The sequence below is a fragment of the Pseudomonas sp. G11-1 genome (genome assembly GCF_024031555.1).
Classification (GTDB): Bacteria; Pseudomonadota; Gammaproteobacteria; order Pseudomonadales; family Pseudomonadaceae; genus Halopseudomonas; species Halopseudomonas bauzanensis.
On record NZ_QEYQ01000001.1, the window covers coordinates 1,253,090 to 1,274,196 of the forward strand.

18 protein-coding genes are annotated in these 21,107 nt (G+C 61.6%); 7 read left to right on the plus strand and 11 right to left on the minus strand.

Annotated features, from left to right (window positions below; all coding sequences use genetic code 11):
* Positions 1-30: 30 nt before the first annotated feature.
* Complete coding sequence (locus DHB74_RS05755; protein ID WP_136868718.1) at positions 31-1,725, minus strand: long-chain-fatty-acid--CoA ligase; 1,695 nt, start codon at positions 1,723-1,725, stop codon at positions 31-33.
* Positions 1,726-1,975: 250 nt separating this feature from the next.
* On the opposite strand from DHB74_RS05755, the gene DHB74_RS05760 reads away from it, so the two are divergent.
* Both DHB74_RS05760 and DHB74_RS05765 read left to right on the plus strand, forming a co-directional pair.
* The gene (locus tag DHB74_RS05760; protein WP_036988988.1) at positions 1,976-2,464 is read left to right on the plus strand and encodes a DUF3015 domain-containing protein; all 489 of its coding nucleotides are present in this window, start codon (positions 1,976-1,978) and stop codon (positions 2,462-2,464) included.
* Between the two features lie 93 nt (positions 2,465-2,557).
* Positions 2,558-4,414 carry an Lnb N-terminal periplasmic domain-containing protein gene (locus tag DHB74_RS05765; protein WP_499160979.1) on the plus strand — a complete coding sequence of 619 codons (1,857 nt, stop codon included), beginning with the start codon at positions 2,558-2,560 and terminating at the stop codon, positions 4,412-4,414.
* Between the two features lie 34 nt (positions 4,415-4,448).
* Here the strand turns inward: DHB74_RS05765 and DHB74_RS05770 are convergent, their stop codons facing one another.
* The 4 genes from DHB74_RS05770 to DHB74_RS05785 all read right to left on the minus strand — a co-directional run bounded on the left by DHB74_RS05770 (position 4,449) and on the right by DHB74_RS05785 (position 7,509).
* Complete coding sequence (locus DHB74_RS05770; RefSeq protein WP_499160980.1) at positions 4,449-5,543, minus strand: 3-deoxy-7-phosphoheptulonate synthase; 1,095 nt, start codon at positions 5,541-5,543, stop codon at positions 4,449-4,451.
* A 260-nt stretch (positions 5,544-5,803) separates the two neighbouring features.
* On the minus strand, positions 5,804-5,932 hold the full coding sequence (locus DHB74_RS05775) for a hypothetical protein (protein WP_268895845.1): 129 nt from the start codon (positions 5,930-5,932) through the stop codon (positions 5,804-5,806).
* A gap of 153 nt (positions 5,933-6,085) precedes the next feature.
* On the minus strand, positions 6,086-7,006 hold the full coding sequence (locus DHB74_RS05780) for an SPFH domain-containing protein (protein ID WP_177173397.1): 921 nt from the start codon (positions 7,004-7,006) through the stop codon (positions 6,086-6,088).
* Positions 7,007-7,035: 29 nt separating this feature from the next.
* Positions 7,036-7,509, minus strand: coding sequence for an NfeD family protein (locus tag DHB74_RS05785; RefSeq protein WP_036988984.1), 474 nt, complete (start codon positions 7,507-7,509; stop codon positions 7,036-7,038).
* Positions 7,510-7,837: 328 nt separating this feature from the next.
* On the opposite strand from DHB74_RS05785, the gene DHB74_RS05790 reads away from it, so the two are divergent.
* Together DHB74_RS05790 and DHB74_RS05795 are read left to right on the plus strand one after the other, a co-directional pair.
* A complete protein-coding gene (locus DHB74_RS05790; protein WP_136868714.1) occupies positions 7,838-8,785 on the plus strand; it encodes a triacylglycerol lipase in 948 nt (315 codons plus the stop codon).
* 54 nt (positions 8,786-8,839) lie between these two features.
* Positions 8,840-9,820: a lipase secretion chaperone gene (locus DHB74_RS05795; protein WP_136868713.1), complete on the plus strand. Its 981-nt coding sequence runs from the start codon at positions 8,840-8,842 to the stop codon at positions 9,818-9,820.
* 3 nt (positions 9,821-9,823) lie between these two features.
* On the opposite strand, the gene DHB74_RS05800 is transcribed toward DHB74_RS05795, so the two are convergent.
* From DHB74_RS05800 to DHB74_RS05810, 3 genes are read right to left on the minus strand one after another with little or no spacing between them, the layout of a single operon-like run.
* On the minus strand, positions 9,824-10,168 hold the full coding sequence (locus DHB74_RS05800) for a YdbL family probable chaperone protein (protein ID WP_074779524.1): 345 nt from the start codon (positions 10,166-10,168) through the stop codon (positions 9,824-9,826).
* Between the two features lie 14 nt (positions 10,169-10,182).
* Positions 10,183-10,371: a YnbE family lipoprotein gene (locus tag DHB74_RS05805; RefSeq protein WP_036988981.1), complete on the minus strand. Its 189-nt coding sequence runs from the start codon at positions 10,369-10,371 to the stop codon at positions 10,183-10,185.
* A gap of 14 nt (positions 10,372-10,385) precedes the next feature.
* On the minus strand, positions 10,386-12,677 hold the full coding sequence (locus DHB74_RS05810; protein WP_136868712.1) for an intermembrane phospholipid transport YdbH family protein: 2,292 nt from the start codon (positions 12,675-12,677) through the stop codon (positions 10,386-10,388).
* Positions 12,678-12,750: 73 nt separating this feature from the next.
* On the opposite strand from DHB74_RS05810, the gene DHB74_RS05815 reads away from it, so the two are divergent.
* A complete protein-coding gene (locus tag DHB74_RS05815; RefSeq protein ID WP_499160981.1) occupies positions 12,751-14,211 on the plus strand; it encodes a phospholipase D-like domain-containing protein in 1,461 nt (486 codons plus the stop codon).
* Positions 14,212-14,226: 15 nt separating this feature from the next.
* Here the strand turns inward: DHB74_RS05815 and DHB74_RS05820 are convergent, their stop codons facing one another.
* Genes DHB74_RS05820 through gabD form a run of 3 tightly spaced genes read right to left on the minus strand, consistent with a single transcriptional unit; the run spans position 14,227 to position 18,263 of the window.
* Positions 14,227-15,465: an NAD(P)/FAD-dependent oxidoreductase gene (locus tag DHB74_RS05820; protein ID WP_499160982.1), complete on the minus strand. Its 1,239-nt coding sequence runs from the start codon at positions 15,463-15,465 to the stop codon at positions 14,227-14,229.
* Positions 15,466-15,501: 36 nt separating this feature from the next.
* Complete coding sequence (gene gabT / locus DHB74_RS05825) at positions 15,502-16,773, minus strand: 4-aminobutyrate--2-oxoglutarate transaminase (protein ID WP_499160983.1); 1,272 nt, start codon at positions 16,771-16,773, stop codon at positions 15,502-15,504.
* Positions 16,774-16,802: 29 nt separating this feature from the next.
* The gene (gene gabD, locus DHB74_RS05830) at positions 16,803-18,263 is read right to left on the minus strand and encodes an NADP-dependent succinate-semialdehyde dehydrogenase (protein ID WP_499160984.1); all 1,461 of its coding nucleotides are present in this window, start codon (positions 18,261-18,263) and stop codon (positions 16,803-16,805) included.
* 207 nt (positions 18,264-18,470) lie between these two features.
* On the opposite strand from gabD, the gene DHB74_RS05835 reads away from it, so the two are divergent.
* Both DHB74_RS05835 and DHB74_RS05840 read left to right on the plus strand, forming a co-directional pair.
* Complete coding sequence (locus DHB74_RS05835) at positions 18,471-20,432, plus strand: type VI secretion system family protein (protein WP_074779533.1); 1,962 nt, start codon at positions 18,471-18,473, stop codon at positions 20,430-20,432.
* Complete coding sequence (locus DHB74_RS05840; protein WP_036988972.1) at positions 20,429-21,103, plus strand: DUF2931 family protein; 675 nt, start codon at positions 20,429-20,431, stop codon at positions 21,101-21,103. The genes DHB74_RS05835 and DHB74_RS05840 overlap by 4 nt, the downstream gene beginning before the upstream one ends.
* Positions 21,104-21,107 lie beyond the last annotated feature (4 nt).

A 21,107-nucleotide genomic window follows, 5' to 3' on the forward strand; every position in this document is an offset into this window, starting at 1 on the left:
GCCCGCACCAGATAGTCGAACCCGCTGGATTCAGGCCGTCGCCGCTCTGGCCCGCTCCTCATCAACCAGTTCCTTCTTCGACAGCTTGCCCACCGGCGTGCGCGGCAGCGCATCACGGATTTCCATCGCTGCCAGACGCTCATGCTTGCCCAGGCGCGGTTCCAGGAAGGCCTGCAACTGGGCGAAATCAAAGGGCTGGGCGCCAGCCTTGAGCTTGATAAAGGCCTTGGGTGCCTGGCCGCGATAGATGTCATCGATACCGATCACGGAGACCTCCTCGACCGACGGGTGCTCGTAGATCGCTTCCTCGATCACCCGCGGATAAACGTTGTAGCCACTGCACAGGATCATGTCCTTGGTACGATCGACGATGTACAGCCAGCCCTGCTCATCCATATAGCCGACGTCCCCGGTGCGCAGGAAGCCGTCCTCGGTCATCGCCTCGGCGGTAGCGTCAGCGCGCTTCCAGTAACCCGCGGTGACATTCGGGCCCGCGATGCATACTTCACCGCGCTCCCCCGGCGCCAGACTGCCGGCCGAGCCATCCAACGGCGCAATGCGAATGGTCGAGCCCGGCACCGGCATGCCGCAAGAGCCGGGGCGCGGCTCGGCGTCCTTGGGCGTGAAGGTGCCGGTGGTGGTGGTCTCGGTCATCCCCCAACCTTCGCGCAGGGCGCAGCCGGCCACGTCCGAGTATCGCTGTTGCACCTCCAGCGGCAACGGTGCGCCACCAGAGTTGCACAGCTTGAGCGAGGTCAGGTCCAGCTGCGCAGTCAGCGGGTGGGCTAGCAGGCCGATGAACATGGTTGGCACACCAGGGAAGGTAGTGATGCGGTTGTCATGAATCTCCCGCAACACCGTCTCGGCATCGAAGCGCGGGTGCAGGTAGACTTCCGCGGCCATGCGTATGCTGAACAGCATATTGATCATCAATGCGTAGATGTGAAACGGCGGCAGCACCGCCAGGACCCGCTCCTGCCCCACCTGCAGCGACTCGTCCAGGATCGCCTGCAACTGGGAGCAACTGGCGGTGAGATTGGCATGGGTGAGCATGGCACCCTTGGGCGCGCCGGTGGTGCCGCCGGTATATTGCAGTACCGCCAGGGTCGCGGCAGGATCATCCAGTGGGTGGGCGACGAAGTTACCATCGTTCTCCAGCAGGCTGGCAAAGGATCTGGTGCTGGCGTCCCATGCAACCGTGGCCGCCGGGCCTAACTGGCCGGCTTGCGCCGCGCTGACCGGCCCGCAGAATTCCGTCAGTTGACCGACAATCAAACCCTGAAGACGGCTGCTCTGCACCAGGCCGGCCATTTTCGGATATAGAGCGGCCAGGTCCAGAGTCAGCATGAAATCGGTCTGGCTGTCTTCAATCTTGTGCGCCAGCGTACGCTCGGCATCCAGCGGTGAATAGTTGACGACCGTGCCACCGGCACGCAGCACACCGAGAAACGCGATGAAGTAGTGTGGGCAATTGGGCAGATACAAGCCTACATGCACACCCGGGCCGACACCCTGGCGTTGCAGACCGCAGGCGGCACGCTTGACCAGGTCATCCAGCTGTCGGTAGGTCAACTTGTGGCCGAGGAAGTCGATCGCTGGACGCTCGGCAAAGGCTGCAACAGCCTGGTCCAGCAAGGCCCATACCGGGCCTGTCGGCAATTCGGCATCCCAGCGCATGTTGTGGGGGTAGGAGTCCAGCCAACGTAATTGCGCACTCGCGTTCATCACACGCCTCCTCGGCTTGATTGTAATTATTGAAGCCCCAAACCTAGCGCCATAACACGCTTGCGCAAAGGCCAATCCAGCAGATATATACGCCGCCATAGATTGCCGAGGCATTTGTGATGAACCTCACAGATTGATTCTTTCAGCCTTCGATCTGCGGTAACCCGCTCATCCAAATCAGTAATCAAATTGCAATAAGCGAAGCGGATTGCTAGATTCTGAAACTTCTTCATACAAACGGAAAAATGTCATGAAACGGATCCTGCTCGGTTCCCTGCTTGCTGCTGCTTCGCTCAACGCTTTCGCCACCGCACCGGGCGGTCCGGGTTGCGGCTGGGGCAACATGCTGTTCGAAGGCCAGCGCGGCCTGCCGTCCCACCTGGTGGCGTCCATCACCAACGGCACCTCCGGCAACGCCACCTTCGGCATGACCTCGGGTACCAACGGTTGCGATACCAGCGGCGCCCTGGCCTATAACGGCAAATCGATGATCGTTCTGAGCAGCATCATGAACGAGCTGTCCGAAGACATGGCCCGTGGCGAAGGCGAAGCTCTGACCACCTACGCCGTGGTACTGGGTGTGCCCGCCGAAGATCGCGCGCATTTCGCCGCCGTGACCAGCCAGCATTTCAATGACATCTTCAGCTCCGCCGATGTCACCGCCGAACAGGTCCACACTGCGACTCTGGCCGTGATGAAGCAGGACGCGGTTCTGGCCAAGTACGCCGACCAGGCCTGATCCCTGCATCACCATCCGGGCCGGTGCTTGCGCCGGCTACGGATACTTTCTCCCGGTGTCAGCTGACATCGCCGCTGCCCACTCCGGTCCTGCATGTCCATACGTTTGTTTCCCCTGTTGCTGAGCTTGCTCGGCACTGCCGTACAGGCGGCCCCGCAAGCTGACCCAGCCACACTGCAGACTCTGGCGGAAGATCCCTATTGGATTTCGCTCGGTCATTACGAGCAGCAAACCTTCGGCGGCTGGCAAAGCTATGTCGATGATGCTGATTTTTTCTTGGCCGTGGACGGTGAGCGCGCGCCGCTGGCGGAGCTGCAAGCCACGCTGCAAGCTCTGTATGCCGACCCGGAGCTGGCAGATGCCCACCCGCAATGCCGCTTCCCTTCGCGCACCCGCTGGCTCCGACAGCAATTACCGCTGGAGGACCTGCCCATCGTGGAGTGTGCAGAGTTCGCTGCCTGGTATGCCGATATCGACCCGCACACCACGGTGCTGGTGTTCCCCGATGCCTACCTGAACAGCCCCTCATCCATGTTCGGGCACACCTTGCTACGCATTGATTCAGCGGCCAACGAGGGCAGCGGCACCGCCCTGCTCAGCTATGCACTGAATTTCGGCGCCATGGTCGAGGGCATGGACAATAGTATTCTCTATGCCTGGAAGGGCCTCGCGGGCGGCTACCCCGGCCAGTTCGCGCTGCTGCCCTACCGCGAGAAACTCAGCGAATACAGCAGTCTGGAAAACCGCGACCTATGGGAATACCGCCTCGATCTGACACCCGAGGAAACCGGCCGCATGATCGAGCATGTCTGGGAGTTGCGGCAGATCCGCTTCGACTACTTCTTCTTCGACGAAAACTGCTCGTATCGGCTGCTCGAACTGCTGGAAATCGCCCGCCCGGGCCTGAAACTGATCGACCAGTTTCCGCTGACCGCCATTCCCGCCGACACGGTGCGGGCGGTGAAAGATGCCGGTCTGGTGCAAGATATCAACTACCGGCCCTCACGAGAGAAGGAGCTGCTGGCCCGCGCTGCACCGCTGCAGCCCAAGGAAGTAAGCTGGGCCCAGGCGCTGGCTGCCGATACCGGGCTGCTCGAGGATGCCGCGTTCCAGACCCTGCCCGCTGAGCGTCAGGCGCTGATCCAGGAAACCGCCTACCGTCTGCTGCGCTATCAAGCTGTTGGCCAGGAGCGCGATCCTGACAATGCCGCGCGCAGTTTCCGGATGTTGCAGGCGATCAATCAGAACCCACCGCCGCGGCTGGAGATCGCCACTCCGACCCTGCCCGAAGACGGTCATGAATCGCGCACCTGGCAACTGGCACTCGGCAGTCGGGACCATCGTACCTTCGCCGAGTATGGGCTGCGCATGGCCTACCATGACCTGAACGACAATCTGGCAGGCTTCCCGCTGGGAGCGCAGATCGAACTGGGTAAATTACGTGTGCGTCAGTATGAAGGTAATCACTGGCAACTGGAGGAACTGGGGCTGGTCAACATCCGCTCGCTGACGCCTCGCAATCAGTTGCTCAAGCCCTGGTCATGGCAGGTCGAGACCGGCCTGGAGCGAGTAGCAGGCAAGGATGGCAAGCAGCGCCTGGTCGGTCATCTGAATGGGGGCGCCGGCTCCACCTGGACTCTCACTGAGAATGTCCTGGGCTATGCCCTGATGACCCTGCGCGTCGAGCATCATCAGGATTTTGCCGCCACACTGAGCCCGGCCGCCGGCTTTGACAGCGGCCTGCTATGGCGCAATCGCGCCGGCAACCTGCTGCTGGAGGCCCAGGCCGACTACTTCCACAACGGTGAAGTGCGCCGCAGTCTCGGGTTGACCCAGCAGTTGGAGCTGGGCCGCAACCTCGGGCTACGGCTGACCGCCCAGCGTGAATTCAGCCAGTGGAGCGCGCCACAGAATGAAGTGATGCTGCAGCTGCGCTGGTATCACTACTGAGTTTGCGCTTCGGGGCGCGACAACCCCGAAGCGCTCAACCCCGCCGCAGCCGCTCAGCAGCGCCGCGCAACATCCGCTCGGTCCCATCCCATCCCAGGCAACCATCGGTAATCGAAACACCGTAACGCAGCTCATCCGACAGCGGTTGATTGCCATCAAACAGGTGACTTTCCAGCATTACCGCCCGCAGGCTGGCATCACCGGCCAGCCGCTGATCAATCACATCTTCCAGCACGGCCGGCTGGCGTAGCGGGTTCTTGCCGCTGTTGGCGTGACTGCAGTCGACCATGATGCTCGGCTCCAGCCCGGCGCTTTCCAGGGCCGCCCGCGCCATGGCGACGCTCATCGCATCATGATTCGGCCCCCGGTTGCCGCCCCGCAGCACCAGATGGGTGTCCGGGTTGCCCAGCGTTTCCACCAGTGATGGCCGACCCAACTCGTCGATACCGAAATGCTGATGCCCATGGGCTGCCGAACGCATGGCATCGATGGCGATGCCCATGCTCCCGTCCGTGCCGTTCTTGAAACCCACCGCCATATCCAGGCCGCTGACCAGTTCCCGGTGAATCTGCGACTCACTGGTGCGCGCACCAATCGCCGCCCAGCCCAGCAGATCATCAATGTAACCCGCCACCAGCGGCTGTAGCAGCTCACTGGCCAGCGGCAGGCCCAGATCGATCATCTGCAACATCAGCCTGCGCGACAGCTCCAACCCCGCCGCCATATCGCCGCTACCATCCAATTGTGGATCGTAGACCAGCCCTTTCCAGCCAACCGTGGTACGCGGCTTCTCGATATAGGCTCGCATCACCAGCAACATCTGGTCCTCAACCTGCAGTGCCAGATCGGCCAGACGCTGGGCATATTCCAGCGCCGCGTCGGCATCATGAATCGAGCATGGTCCAACCACCACCAGCAGGCGCTGGTCGTCGCCATTGAGAATATTGCGGATGGCCTGGCGCTGGATCCGAACCTGTTCGGCCTGCCGATCGTTCAGCGGCAGGCGTTGCCGTAGAACAGCTGGGCTCGGTAGCGGGCGGGTGCGACGCTGGGCATGCTGGATAAGGCTCTGGGCCTGCTCGGGGCTGGGTACAACGGAAAGCTGCAGGGCGGATACGGAAGAATTCATCAGTGCTGTCCTCGGCTGCGCGGTTCGGTCCGCGCAGCGCTCTATCGTGTTAGTCGTTGCAATGTCTGTGGATTCTGGGCGCGACCACTAAATCGCCAGCTGCAGTAACGGTAGGAGTAGGTAAAGTAATTGCTCATGTCTGAATCTTCTCAATGCATTGGCCGTTATTGGCCGAAAAAAACAAAACCCCCGGTCGGGTGGCCGACCGGGGGTTTCTGAGTAGTGCGGTGGGCGGCCCGTCTGGAGTGGGCCGCCTGGTATCAGGCCAGCCCTTGGCTAAACCAATACCCATAAAAATAAGTGGAGACACCCGAGCTTGCATCACAGACAGCAGCAGCCACGGCATTTGCCGGGATGCGATGGTGCTGAATGGATGTGCTGACAGACATGGGTTTCTCCGTTGAATGACAATTAACTTACTGCATTAGCGGATGCTATTCAACCACTGCATCAAAGCATGGCAGACCGCGATGACGACAGAATGACACTAGCGGCGCATATCGCACGGTTGCCTGCCTGGTGCCCCTGTCGCCACCTCTTGCCTACTGCTTCACCGTATCCAGCGTCTTGGTAATCGCCGCCACCGCAGACCCGATGTTGCTAAGCTCCGCCGGCAGGATCATGGTGTTGTTGGTCTTGGCCAGCTTGCCGAACTCGTTCACGTACTGCTCGGCTACCCGTAATGCCACTGCGTCCTTGCCGCCAGGTGTGGTAATGGCATCGCCCACCAGGCGCAGGCCTTCCGCCGTGGCCTGGGCCACCAGCTCGATCTGCCGCGCCTTACCCTCGGCTTCATTGATCTGGCGCTGTTTGTCCGCTTCGGAAAGGTTGATGGTTTCCTGCTTGATACCTTCCGAGACATTGATCTTGGCCTCGCGCTCACCCTCGGATTGAGCCACCACCGCACGACGTTCCCGTTCGGCACGCATCTGCTTTTCCAGGGCATCGAGAATGGTCGCCGGCAACTCGATATCGGCGATCTCGTAGCGCATCACTTTCACTCCCCAGGGCCGCGCCGCTTCATCGAGCGCAGCGACCACCTGCGTATTGATTGCTTCACGCTCTTCAAAGGTCTTGTCCAGGTCGATCCTGCCGACTACCGAGCGCAGAGTGGTCTGCGCCAGCTGGGTAGCGGCATAACGATAATCGGCAATGCCATAGCTGGCGGCCTTGGGGTCAACCACCTGCAGGTAAATCACACCGTTGACCACCACCTGGATGTTGTCCTTGGTGACGCAGGCCTGGCGATCCACATCGATGGCCTCTTCCTTCATGGTGTGCCTATAAGCGATGCGGTCAACGAAGGGGATCAGCAGATGAAAGCCCGCCTCCAGAGTCTTCGCATATTTGCCCAGCCGTTCAACCACATAGGCCGAACGCTGTGGCACGATCTGTGCCGTCTTGGCGATGGTAATGACGATGAACGCCAGTAGTGCCAGTGAAAGCATTGTTGCGATTTCCATTGCGCGTTGCTCCAGTTATTTAAGTGAATTCAGATCGATCGGTCGGGACGTGAGGTGCTTACGCGCAGCACGATACCATTGATGGCAATGACCCAGGCAGTTTCACCGGTGCGCAGGGGCTCATCGGACTCGGCATCCCATTTGGCACCATTGAGCTGCACATCACCAGTGCCATCGAGGAAATCAGTCAGTACGGACACCCGGCTGCCGACCACGCCAACATCATCCAGGTCCGTTTTCGCCCGGCCGCCGACGCCACCGCGTAGCCAACGCGTGCAGTGACGCCGCAAGCCGAACAGGGCAACCAGACTGATGACGCCGAAGCACAGCAACTGCAACGCCAGACTGTCGATGACCCCCATCAGTGTCAGCAGTCCGACCGCCAGCGCACCCACACCGAAGAAGACCGCCACCAGGCCGGGTATGAAAAATTCGGAAATCAGCAGCGCAAAGCCGAGCAAAAGCCAGAAGGCATATCCGTTGAGAAAGCTGTTTAATAACATCGCTTCATCCTTGTGGGGCCCGCTCTCGGGCATCAAAGCGCCAGATTAGCAGATCAGCGCAGGAAAGCGGTAAGGCACACGCTGCATCGCGACACCTGTCACAAATGATGGCGTTTTGCCTTTTTCATGCCGCTCATCGGATAGATTTGGTGAATACGATAGCGCCAGAGCGGGTGACCCAGTGGTCAACCCGCGCCCGGCAGGTCCGCTGCTATCGCGACTCGTCGGTCGCTCGCAACACACCTATGCTCAGCCGGTCTCTATCAGGCCTCACCGCCTGTGCAGTCAGAGCCCACAAGCATAAAAATAATCGGCCAAGGGTAATCATATGAAACACAATCGCCTTTCACTGGCAGTCGGCCTGGTCGCCGCGCTGGGCGTCACCAGCCAGGTCCAGGCATCCTGGTTCAGCTCCTCCAACTACACCAAGACCCAATATCCCATCGTGCTCGCCCACGGCATGCTCGGCTGGGACAGCATGCTGGGTATCGATTACTGGTATGGCATCCCGCAGGCACTGCGCAAGGACGGCGCCGATGTCTATATTACCGAAGTCAGCCAATTGGACACCTCCGAAGCCCGGGGTGAGCAATTGCTGGAGCAGGTCGAGGAAATCGTCGCCATTTCCGGCAAGTCCAAGGTCAATCTGTTCGGCCACAGCCATGGCGGGCCGACCATCCGCTATGTCGCCGCGGTACGTCCTGATCTGGTCGCCTCGGTCACCAGCATCGGCGCACCGCACAAGGGCTCGGCGCTAGCTGATTTTCTGCGGGAAATGCCGGAAGGCTCGGCCGGCGAAGCCATTGTCGCGGGTCTGGTGAATGCGGCGGGCAAGATGATCAACTTTCTCTCTGGCAGCCCAATCGATACGCCAATGAATTCTCTCGGTTCGCTGGAATCGCTGCATTCGGCAGGCGCTGCGCGGTTCAATGCCAAATTCCCCCAAGGCATTCCCACCACTGCCTGCGGCGAGGGTGATTATCAGGTCAACAATGTGCGCTATTACTCCTGGAGCGGCACCAGCCCATCCACCAATCTGCTCGATCCGTCTGACCTGATGATGGTCGTGGCTGCGCAAACCTTCCCCAAGGGAGAGGCTAATGACGGCATGGTCGGACGCTGCAGTTCGCGGCTGGGCATGGTCATTCGCGACAATTACCGGATGAATCACCTGGATGAGGTCAACCAGATCCTGGGCCTGACCAGCCTGTTCGAAACCGACCCGGTGACGGTGTACCGGCAACAGGCCAACCGGCTGAAAAAGGCCGGCCTGTAATCATGACGGGCCCCGCGACGGGCCCGTATCACCACGCCCGACGGTAGCCATCGTATGAAAGCAGTTATCTATCTTCCATTGCTGGGCAGCATCCTGCTGCTCGGTTGGTATTTCACGGCGGACCGGCAACCCGCCCCGCGCTCGGCCTCGCCCATGGTCAGCGCCGCCCCCACCACGCCAAGCCCAGCGCCAGAGGTACGACATCTACCCACCGCTGCCGGCACCATCGCCGCCCCCCTCCCCGCCAGCGTTCGCGGCACCGAGGTGGATGGCCGGTTGGAGGTGGATGCCCAGGGCAATCTGCTGATCACCAGCCAGATTCGCCATCTGTTCGATTATTTCCTGGGCCTGATTGGTGAGGAGTCCCCCGCCGTCACGCACCAGCGCATCCGCGACTATCTCGCGCAACAGTTGCAGCAACCGGCGCTAGGCCAGGCACTGGAGCTATTGGATAGTTACCTCGCCTATCAGCAGCAACTTGTCGACCTGGAAAGCCGTTTCCCGGTCACCGACAGCCTGGCGGATCTGTTCGCCCGGGAACAGGCAGTGCAACGCCTGCGCGCTACGCTGTTCAGCCGCGAGGCACATGAGGCGTTCTTTGCCGGTGAGGAGATCTACAACAACTTCACCCTGGAGCGGCTGGCCATCCGCCGCGACAGCGCACTGGATGAGCAGGAAAAGGCCCAGGCCATCGAAGCATTGCGCGAAAGCCTGCCGGAGGAAATGCAGCAACTGCTGGTACCGCAGATTCATCAGGAACTACGCCAACAGACGCTGGCACTGCGCGAAGCCGGGGCCGACGAGAGGCAGGTTCGTGAGCTGCGCATGGAACTGCTCGGGCCAGAAGCCACCGGCCGGCTGGAGGCGCTCGACCAGCAGCGCAGCCAATGGCGTCAGCGGATAGCCGCCTTCAATGCGGAGCGGGAGACGATTCTGGCGCAGCCAGGGTTGGCAGAAGCCGACCGCCAGGCCGCGGTGAATGCCCTATTGCAGGAACAGTTCACCGAGACCGAACGATTGCGGGTGATGAACTGAGCGTTATTTCTTCATCCACACATCGTTGACCATGATGTACTGCCCGGTGGGAGTGCGCTCCAGCGCCTTCTTGCCGGCCATGGATTCCACATCCCGCAGCTGAATGTTGTTTTCCCGGGCGAGGCGCTGGTATTCATCGCGCCGGGCCTGGTTGATCTGCTGAGCGATTTCGGCAGCGTTGCCACCGGCTGCCACCACGCCCAGGTAACCATCGGGCTGTTCACCCAGCTGACCGGCCGCCTTGGCCGCCGGCAGGGCCGACATCGCCTGGTTCAGCGACAGTGCCAGCGCAGGTGCACTCAGTAACAGGGCCAGCAACAGTCCGCCCAATCGGATACTCATACGCATGTCATTCTCCTTGTTCAGAACAGCCCGCTGGATTCACTGAACAGCTCGTCCAGTTCCCTGTCGACCTTGATGTAGATCTCGTGCTGGATCTTCACATTCAGGTTGATGTTGATCGGTTCGCTGGGCGCGGCCAGCTGCACCTTGGGCGTACAAGCGGTCAGGATGCCGACCATCACCGCCGTTATCGTCAGACGCCAATACATATTTACCTCCCCTGTCATGGACTGCGTCGCTGCAAATAGAACTGCTCAACCCGCTTGCGAATGACCTCGTTCACCTTCCCGGTCAACTGCAGACTGGTCAGCAGGGCCGGAATGTCTTCTTCCAGGCGAATGTTCAGGTGGACCGGCCGCCCCTGCTGAAATGCCGGGTTGCTCCCTTCCAGCCGCAGACCGAGTACCAGCACGCCCTGCTCATCATAGGACAGATCACTGGCCAGTACCTGATACTGAAAGTTATCCAGCGCCACGGCCAGTTGTTCCAGGTTGGGGTTACTGGCTGCCAGCTCGCGTAATTGTTCCGCCTGGTAACGCAGCACACCGGGTTCGCGGGCCTGCAGCCGTCCATCGGCAATCAGCAGATTGCCGTCCACCAGACTGATGGGGAAACGCCCGTCCAGCGTGCCCTGCCCACTCAAGCCTTCCGCGGGATAGACCTCGAAAAGGCGGGCCAGTTCGACGCCTTCCACCATTGCTACCAAGGTCTGCCGTGCCTGCCCCAGATCCAGGGTGGCCGGCTCCAGTATTATCTTTCCATCCAGCACACCGAGGCTGGCGCTGCGCAGGTCAAGCGCACCTGTGGTCGGTTCATTGAGCGTGGCGCGATAACGGCCGCTGGCCTGCAGTGGTCCCAGCGGCAGGCCAGGGTCCAGACTGGTGATGCGCAATGCGTCGGTGTCCAGCTGCAGCTGTTCGTTCTGCAGCACTATCTCCAGCGGCAATGACAACCCGGTGAAGCTGGCGCGATCGTAGATACCCTGACCGCCACTCAACGACAGTTGGCCGGTGAGACGACCCAGCCCGTCTCGGCCGGTCGCCTGCAACTGACCGCTGATGCGCCCACTGGAGAAACTGAGCAGCGCCGGCCAGTCGGTGAAGGTGCCCATCAGCGGATCGGCGGCGCGTAGAAAGATCTCCTGCAGGGTCGCCTGCAGCTGCCAGGGCTGACCGCTGGGCCAGTTCATTCGCAGGTCGGCATTCAGCCCACTGAGCGCGGCAAGGCTGCCATCCAACGTCAGTCCGGCCGGTGATTGCTGGAGTCTGCCGTTCAGGTTCCAGCCCTGGGGTTTGAGCGCGGCATGCGCCAGCCGGGTGGCACCGATCCGCAGCGGCGTATCCAGTTGCAGCTGATCAGGCGTTGCCAGCGGAACACTCAGACTGGCCCCGCCAACCTCCACGCGCAAGCCCGCCAGTTGCAGACCAACGTCCGCCAGCGACAGGCTCTGCGCCGTTACCAGGGCCTCTTTGCCGAGCTGCAGATTTAACTGCTGCTCGCTTATGTGTCCGAGAAACGGCCAGTCGAGTCGCACCGTCCGCGCCTGCAAGCCGGCCATCGCCAGACTTGACGCATCCAGTTGCAAGAGCCCGTCCCGCAGCCGAGCCTGCCACTGCGGCTGGCTGCTCAGCTCCAGTTGGGTATCCAACTGCCCGCTAATGCTTCCCTCAAGCGCCATGTGCATGGCCAGCGGAATCGTATCCCGCCAGCTCGCCAGACTGCCGGGCTGCGGCGTGACCTGCAGAGCAATGGCGTCTGGCCGCAGCTCCGCCGGCAGGCTAGCCAGCGCCTGCAGCTCCGGTCGCGCCAATCGCGCGTCCAGTTGCCCCGCATGCAACAGCCATTGATCACCGCGGTTTTCCAGATCGATATGGAGATGGCCACTGAGCTGCCCCAGCCCGGCCAGCGGCAGCGGTTGCGGCAGTTCCAGCTCGGCCTGCAACAGGTAGGCGCCGGCGTCTTCGCGCAGCTGCAGCTGGCCCTGCACGTACTGCTCATCAGCCTGGAGCGCCAGCTGGGCGGCAATTGCCAAGGGCTGCTGCTCGGCGCTTACCTGCAGCTCGCCCTGCAAGCGGCACCATTCGCCCTCACAGGGCAGTTGCACCAGCAGGCTGCGCACCGCCAACTCCCGCGGCAGCCAGGACAGCGGCCCGGCCAGTTGCTCCAGGTCGGGAAACTGCCACTGCGTCTCGGTCTCGCGTTGCGGCAGCTGCTGCGCCGACTGCCAGACCAGTTGCAGTTCATCGATCAGCAACTGCTCGATCCGCGGCCCATCGCGCCAGGCCGGCTGCAGGCGAATGCCATCCAGACGGAACCCCAGGCGACCCTGCTCCGTTACTTGTACCCCGCTGGCCTCGCCCAACCACAGCGCGCCATCGGTCCAGCGTAACTGCTGCCAGTGCAACTGTTCGAGCCCGGCGGCCGTGAGGGTGCGCTGCAGCCACTGGCCGGTCAGCACGGCGGCGAGCAGCAACACCAGTAATACTGCCCCGGCACTGACCACGGCTTTGCGCATTCACCCCTCCACAAGACAAGCACCCGGCATCAAGGTTAGCATGCGGGATCAACCCGATCATGAAGGCAGGTATATGGATATTCTCCGCCGGGTCAATCGCCGCAAACGGCGGCCCAGACCGTTGCGCCGACTGGCTCTGCTGTTCTTGCTGTTGTGGGTCGGCATGGGCCTGTTCGAGGCCAACCGACCCATGCCGGAAGGATTGGCGGTCAGCCAGCCCTGGCGACCCGCCACCGACGTGCAACTGTTGCTGGATCAGACCTGGCAGGCTGGTGATGGCGAGCGGATCAGCCAACAGCAGATCTTTGACGAGGCGCTGGCGATGATCAACGGCGCCCGGCGGCTGGTGGTCGTGGATATGTTCCTGTTCAATGAGTTTGCCGACGAGAACAGCTTCCGTCCCCTGTCTGCCGAACTGACCCAGGCGCTGATCGCTGCCCGGCAGCAGCCGACCGCACCGGAGGTCATACTGATAAGCGATCCCTTCAACACTCTGTACGGCGGAATGAACAATCCTCAGCTGCAAGCCCTGCAGCAGGCCGGCGTGCGGGTGGTGCTGACCCCGCTGCAGCAATTGCCTGCCTCCAACCCGCTATGGTCCGGCCTGTGGAATCTGTGTTGCCGCTTCGTCGGCAACAGTACCGAGGGCGGCTGGCTGCCCAACCCGGTGGGCGATGGCAAGGTTACCCTGCGCAGCTATCTGCACCTGGCCAACTTCCGCGCCAATCACCGCAAGACCCTGGTAGTCGATGCCGGCGACAGCTGGTCGGCGCTGGTCACTTCGGCCAACCCGCATGATGCCAGCAGTCGTCATTCCAACCAGGCGCTGCGTTTCAGCGGCCCGGCGGCGCTGGATCTGCTGCAGACCGAACAGGCCGTGGCCGCGCTGGCGCGTGTCGATACCCGCCACTGGCCGCAGCCACCAACCGCGACATCCATAACGGAGGAAACCAGGCTGCGCGTCCTCACCGAAGGTGCGGTACGTGATGCATTACTGCAGATAATCGACAGCGCCGCGCCCGGCGACCAACTCGATATGGAAGTCTTCTATCTTTCGCACCGGTCACTGATCGAGGCACTGATCGCCGCCCGCCAGCGGGGCGTGATCGTCCGCGCCCTGCTCGACCCCAACCGCGATGCCTTCGGCCGCGAGAAGAACGGCATCCCCAACCGCCAGGTCGGCTGGGACCTGCACCGCGCTGGCATTCCGGTGCGCTGGTGCAACACCAGCGGCGAGCAATGCCACCGCAAATGGCTGCGTCTGGATCGGGCCGATGGCAGCAGCGAGCTGATCAGCGGCTCGGCCAATTTCACCCGACGCAATCTGGATAGCCTGAACCTGGAAACCGATGTGCAATTGGTTGCCGGGCATGACGACCCGACCATGATGCGGGCGAGGAACGTCTTCGAGGCGCTGTGGAATAACGCGGATGGGATCGAATACAGCCTGCCCTACGAGGCTTTCGCCGATCACAATGTCGGCCGCTATGGGCTGTATCGGTTGATGGAGGCGGCGGGGTTGTCGACGTTCTGAGAGGCAAAGCCCGCCTCAGGCAGGCTTCAACGCTGCTCGCAACGAAGTGGACGCATCGGCCAGTGCTTCGACATCCACAGTCGCGCCAGCCTGCACCAACGCTTTGGCCTGGACAAAGTCCCGCGCCAGATTGACGCTATCCACTGCCAGCACCCGCCCCTGACGTAGATAGACCAGCGAAAAGCTGCGATTGGCCGGGTCGCCCCGCATTACCGTCTGGTCATGTCCCGCTGACAACCCGACCGTTTGCAGTTTCAGATCGTACTGATCCGACCAGAACCAGGGCAGCGCGGTATAGGGCTGCGGCTTGCCTGTCAGGCTATCGGCCACGACCCGCGCCTGGTCATTGGCATTCTGCACCGACTCCAAGCGGATCGGACCGTCCAGCGCCGAATGGCAGTTGCGGTGGGCGGCGCAATCACCGATGGCGAAAATATTCGCAGCACTGCTGCCACAATACTCATCCACCAGCACACCTCCAGCGGCCTGCGTCAGCCCGGCCTCGGCCAGGGGGGCCACTGACGGCTCGATACCAATACCGACGACCACCATCTCGGCGGGCAATAGAGTGCCATCCGCCAAAGCCACACCCATCACCCTGCCAGCCTCACCGATAATGCGGTCGACACGGGTACTGAGCCGTACATCAACACCTCGGGCGCGATGCTCGGCTTCATAAAAGCGAGACAGGGATTCGCCTGCGACACGCGCCAGTACCCGGTTCTGCACCTCCAGCAGGGTCACGCTCCGGCCGAGTTGCTGCAGCACCGCCGCCGTCTCCAAACCGATATAACCGCCACCGATGACTACCACCTGCCGGGTGTGATCAAGCTCGGCCCGCAGCCGATCAACGTCCTGCCGGGTCCGCACATAATGAATGCCGGCCAGCTCGTGGCCGGGACAGGTGAGACGCCGCGGCGAGCCGCCAGCGGCCCAGATCAGATTGCCATAGCCGAAGCACTCACCCGAGCCGGCATACAGGCGCCGTGCCTGGACATCAACTCTGTCGATACGAGTGCCGCGCAGTAGCTCGATATCATGGTTGCGCCAGAAATCCTCCGCTCGCAACAGCAGGCGTTCGAATGGCTTCTCCCCCGCAAGATAGTCCTTGGACAGGGGCGGTCGTTCGTAGGGGAGTTCCGGCTCATCCCCCAGTATCCCCAGCGTTCCCGCGAACCCCCGTTGGCGCAACAGGCTGGCGGCTTGAGCGCCCGCATGTCCCGCGCCGATGATGGCCACATCGAATACTTGCATCACGTCCCCATAGCGTTTGCAGGTGGCTTTCACTCTTCAGAGTGCAGCCAGACACCCGGCCATAATAGCCATCCCCTCTTCCACTTCCGCATCCGTCGCGGTAAGCGGCACCAGGATACGAATCACGTTGGCGTACTGGCCGCAGGACAGCAGCAATAGCTGCTTTTCCCGCGCGCGCATTACCAGCCGGCTGGCCAGCTCCGGATCAGGTGCGCCGTCCGGCTTCATCAATTCAAAGGCCACCATAGCGCCGAGACCTCGTACTTCGGCGATGCGCTTGTCGCTCTCGGCCAGTTGGCGTAACCGACTGGTCAACATGTCGCCCAGGGTACGGGCACGCGCCAGCAGGTTTTCTTCCTCGAACACATCCAGCACGGCCAACGCCGCGGCGCAGGATACCGGGTTGCCGGCATAGGTGCCGCCCAACCCGCCCGGAGCAATGGCATCCATCAGCTCGGTGCGACCGCAGACCCCCGCCAATGGGAAGCCGCCGGCCACTGATTTGGCGAAGGTGGTCAGATCCGCGGTCACGCCCATCTGCTCCATGGCGAAAAAGCTCCCGGTACGGCCAGCGCCGGTCTGCACTTCATCGGCAATCAGGACGATGCCATGCAGGTCGCACAGTGCCCGCAGGCGCTGCATGAACTGCGGCGAAGCCACGCGGAAGCCACCCTCGCCCTGCACCGGCTCGACCACCAGTGCCGCGATGTCCCGGGGTTCGGCATCGTTCTTGAAGATCTGCTCGATGCTGTCGATGGCATCGTCCTCGCTGACGCCGTGCAACGCGTCGGGGAAGCGGGCGCGAAACACGCCACCCGGCATCAACCCCATGCCCGAGGCATAGGGCATGACCTTGCCGGTCATCGCCAGGGTCATCATGGTCCGGCCATGATAGCCGCCGGCAAAGGCAATCACCCCGGCGCGCCCGGTGGCGGCGCGGGCGATCTTCACCGCATTTTCCAGCGCCTCGGAGCCGGTAGTGACCAGCAGGGTTTTCTTGGCGAAGTCACCGGGCACCAACGCATTGATGCGTTCACACAGCTCGACATAGGGCTCATAGGCCACTACCTGAAAACAGGTGTGGGTATACAGCTCCAGCTGGCGCTTGACCGCATCGATCACCTTGGGGTGGCGATGACCGGTATTGAGCACAGCGATACCACCGGCAAAATCGATGTACTGGCGGCCCTCCACATCGACGATGGTGGCGTTTTCCGCATGCTCGATAAATACCGGGTGAATCTGTCCGACGCCCCGGGGCACCGCCTGCTCGCGCCGCTGCATGAGGGACTCATTGTTCTCTGCCATGTCGCTGTCCTCCACTCTCTGCCGGCGGGTCAGATGCCGCCCAGGCACACATATTTGATTTCCAGATATTCATCCATGCCGTACTTCGAGCCTTCGCGGCCCAGCCCGGAAGCCTTCATGCCGCCGAAAGGCGCCACTTCGGTGGAGATGAGCCCGGTATTCACCCCGACCATACCGTACTCCAGCGCCTCGGCCACGCGGAATACCCGACTCAGGTCGCGAGCATAGAAGTAAGCGGCCAGGCCGTATTCGGTATCGTTGGCCTGGTGAATCACGTCGGCTTCATCAGTAAAACGGAACAGCGGCGCCACCGGACCGAAGGTTTCCTCTCGGGCGATCAGCATGCTGCTGTTCACCTCGGTGAGAATGGTCGGCTCGAAAAACAGGCCGCCCAGGGCATGGGGGTGGCCACCGGCGAGCAGGGACGCACCGCCCGCCACCGCGTCCGCAACGTGGCGCTGCACCTTCTGCACCGCCTCGGCATTGATCAGCGGGCCGGTGGTGACACCCTCGCGCATGCCATCGCCCACCTCCAGCCGGCGCACCGCCACGGCGAGCTTCTCGGCGAAGGCGTCGTATACCCCGTCCTGCACATAGAGGCGGTTGGCGCAGACGCAGGTCTGACCGGCGTTGCGGTATTTGGAAATCATCGCGCCTTCCACTGCCGCATCCAGATCGGCATCGTCGAAGACGATAAAGGGCGCATTGCCCCCCAGCTCCAGGGACAACTTCTTCAGGCTCGGCGCACACTGCTGCATCAACTGGATGCCGACGGCGGTGGAACCGGTGAACGACAGTTTGCGCACCACCGGGCTGGCGCACAACTCAGCCCCCACGTCCCGGGAATTGTCCACCCCAGCGGTGACCACACTGAGCAGGCCGGCCGGCAAACCCGCCTGCTCAGCCAGGGCGACCAACGCCAATGCGGAGAAGGGCGTCTGCGGCGCGGGCTTGAGCACCATGGCGCAGCCCGCTGCCAGCGCCGGACCGGCCTTGCGGGTGATCATCGCCGAGGGGAAGTTCCACGGCGTGATCGCTGCCGTCACACCGACCGGCTCCTTCTGTACCAGAATGCGCTTGTCGTTCTGATGAGCGGGGATCAGATCGCCGTAAACCCGCTTGGCTTCCTCGGCGAACCATTCGATAAAGGAGGCGGCATAGGCAATCTCGCCCCGGGCCTCGGCTAGCGGCTTGCCCTGCTCGGCGGTCATGATCCGCGCCAGATCTTCCTGATGCTGCATGATCAACTCAAACCAGCGACGCAGAACGCCCGCGCGCTCCTTGGCTGTGCGCCGACGCCAGGCCGGCTGCGCCGCCTGCGCCGCAGCAATGGCCCGGCGGGTCTCCTCGGCACCCATATCCGGCACGCTGCCCAGCCGCTCGGCCGTGGCAGGGTTGAAAATCTCGGTACGCTGGCCGCGCTCGGCCTCGCACCAGGTGCCATTGATGAAAGCCTGCTGGCGGAACAGTTCGGGGGCGTGCAATTCCATGGAGAGTCCTCATGTCCAGAAATGGCATCATGCTTTGCCATATCGGCGTTTGATATTTCAAACATGCTATGTCGCCGAGGAAATTCAGACAAGGCGCATTGTGACCCACCTCCCAACCACACGATAAACCTTTTGACCCTCCTGATGGTTCATCGGGATCATTGCAGCTCCCGGGGCATAACCGGTTTCCAAGGCACAGGGACAGTGATGATCAAGATAGGCATAGGCTCAAGGACGTCCACCGGCGGGGCGGTTATTGAAGGTAATCCCGGCATCATGTTCGATGGTCTGGTAGCGAGCTCGGTGGGACACATGGCCAGTTGCCCGAAATGCAAGAAGGGTGTCGGCCCCATTGTTGCGGTTGGCCCACGAACGATTATGCTGCCCGCCGGCCCTGCCGCCCGTGCCGGGGATTATGTAGCCTGCGGTTGCCCGGCCGGATCAAATACGCTGCTGGCAGAGGGTACGGTGTTTATCGGCAGCGGTAGCGCCGCGGGCTCTGCATCTCGCAGCGGATCTGGCAGCTCGGGCAACACGGCATCGGCTCAGACCCTTGCCAAAGCAAGTGGCGCCAGTCTATTAGCTCCTGGCACCGGCGCGCCAACGCCTGGGCAATTCCGACAAAATGCGGTTGGCGATAATCCGCCTCATTCCTTTGAAGAGGAAGAAGAGGAGGAAGAACGCGAGCTGCCGATGAAGCAACGCATCACCCTGCGCCTGGGCATGTTCTTCGACGGCACCGGCAACAATCTGGGCAACGCCGCCCTTACCGCCGAGTGCCGTCGCCAGGATCTGCATGAATTCGATGAACAGACCCTGAGTAATATCCGTCAGCTGTGCGAAACCCATGATTACCGGGACACCAATGGCGATGGGCTTTATGATCAGTTGCCCGGCAGCAGTTATGGCAATGAATTGAGTAACGTGGCGCTGTTGTATGACCTGTATGAAGATCAGGCCGATGCCCTCGTGGAAGAAAATACCAAGGCAGCAAGCCTTAAAGTCTATATCGACGGAATAGGTACAACTGGCGGCAGCGAAGATTCCACCACGGGGTTGGCAATGGGACAGGGCCGAACGGGGGTGGTCGCTCGTGTCAGCGAAAGCCCTACGCTGATAATGGCAAAGCTGCGCCGATTACTGAACGGGAATCCGCAACTGCTTATCGAAAGAGTCGAGTTCGATATCTTCGGTTTCAGTCGTGGGGCTGCCGCTGCACGGCATTTTGCCAACGAAGCACTCAAGCCCTCAGGTGGTGTAATGGCCAGCCAATTGAATCATGAACTGCCAGCAATGGCTGCCGACTTTGACTGGTCAACCCACGTGAGTATCAACTTTATCGGTCTGTTCGACACCGTCGCCGCGGTTGCCGCCCCTTTGAGCGGCAATCTCAGTGTCGGAGACAGCCACAACCCCGGCGTCAATCTGCACCTGCCGCCCGGCTGCGCCAGAAAGGTGGTTCACCTGACCGCGGCCGATGAGCACCGGCATAACTTCAGCCTCAACCGGGTGCATACCAGTCATGAAGAATTGGCGTTGCCTGGAGTACATTCCAATCTCGGTGGCGGCTATCCGGCCGTGCTACGTGAGCGCCTACTGATCGGACGGCCGCGCCTCTGCCGCGCTGCGTATTATTCGATGGAAAGCGTCGATCGGGCCAAAGTGGAACAATCACGGGAATGGCGGGCCAGAGAGGCGGAGGAGCGCGAACTACGCGCCAGAGGTTTGCCCGGAGAGGGCAAGTTCATTCATGAAAATATTGCCCTGCCGCCCTCGACGGGTAGCCAAAATGGGCACCGGCAAGCCAGGGATGTCCTCTTGGCTCTGGGGCTAGATCGGATGGTGCGGGGCGAGCTGTCGCGGGTTGCATTGCGGGTGATGCATGCCAAGGCAATCCAGCATAATGCCCCGCTTGGCGCAATCGACGAATTGGATCGGCGAATGAACATACCCGCCGACTTGCAACCTATCGCCCATAAAGTCATCAGTTCTGCCATGACCGGTCAGAGTGCAGAACTGAGTCAAGCGGAGAAACGCTTTCTGCACAGTCGCTACATCCACAGTTCGGCCAACTGGACATCGACATATGGCTTTATGGTGAACAAACCACGCAGCGGGAATCAGCGTGCGGTTTATAGCGATCAGCCACAGAGAGGCTATCCAGTATGAGACGTTTTCTGCTGGCTTGCAGTCTGTTGATACTCATGGCCGGTTGCACCAGCCAATCTGTCCAGGATCCGCTGCATCCGCCGCCACCGGACCTGCCCTACCGCACCTGGGAAATCGGCCTGCTGGCACCCAACTATATGGAGGTCTGGGTCGAGAGCGTCGATGTGCTGGATCAGCGCGGAGTGGGCTATTACCGGGTACATGGCGGTCTCGCGTCCATCCAGAGCCCACCCAACAATCGGGGCAACCCGAGCGGTTGGCCAGCCAGACCAGGAGCCGGCGCTACCCGCCCCATGACCGGTATCGACCTACCCGAAATTGTGTTTGTACGTTGGCAATCATTGGCCGAGCCACAGACCTACCGGGTGCGGATCGATATACCAGAGGCTATACGAAAGGAAATGGTCACCACCTATCCCACCTTCTGCCATTTTGATGGTCAGTATATTCAGGACTACAGAGCCATTATCACTGTTGGACTAGCTCCCGGCGGCATTGCCAAAGCATGGTTGAGCGGGGACTGCCTTGAACCTGTCGAAATCGGCCGATTCACCGGTTCCATTCATCCCGAGGGGCCTTACGACGGAACGTCAGGCGGTCAGCACAGACCACTCTCTCCCGCCGCAAAAAGCTATATCGACACTCATGAGATTCCCTTCGACAGTTGGTAGGCTC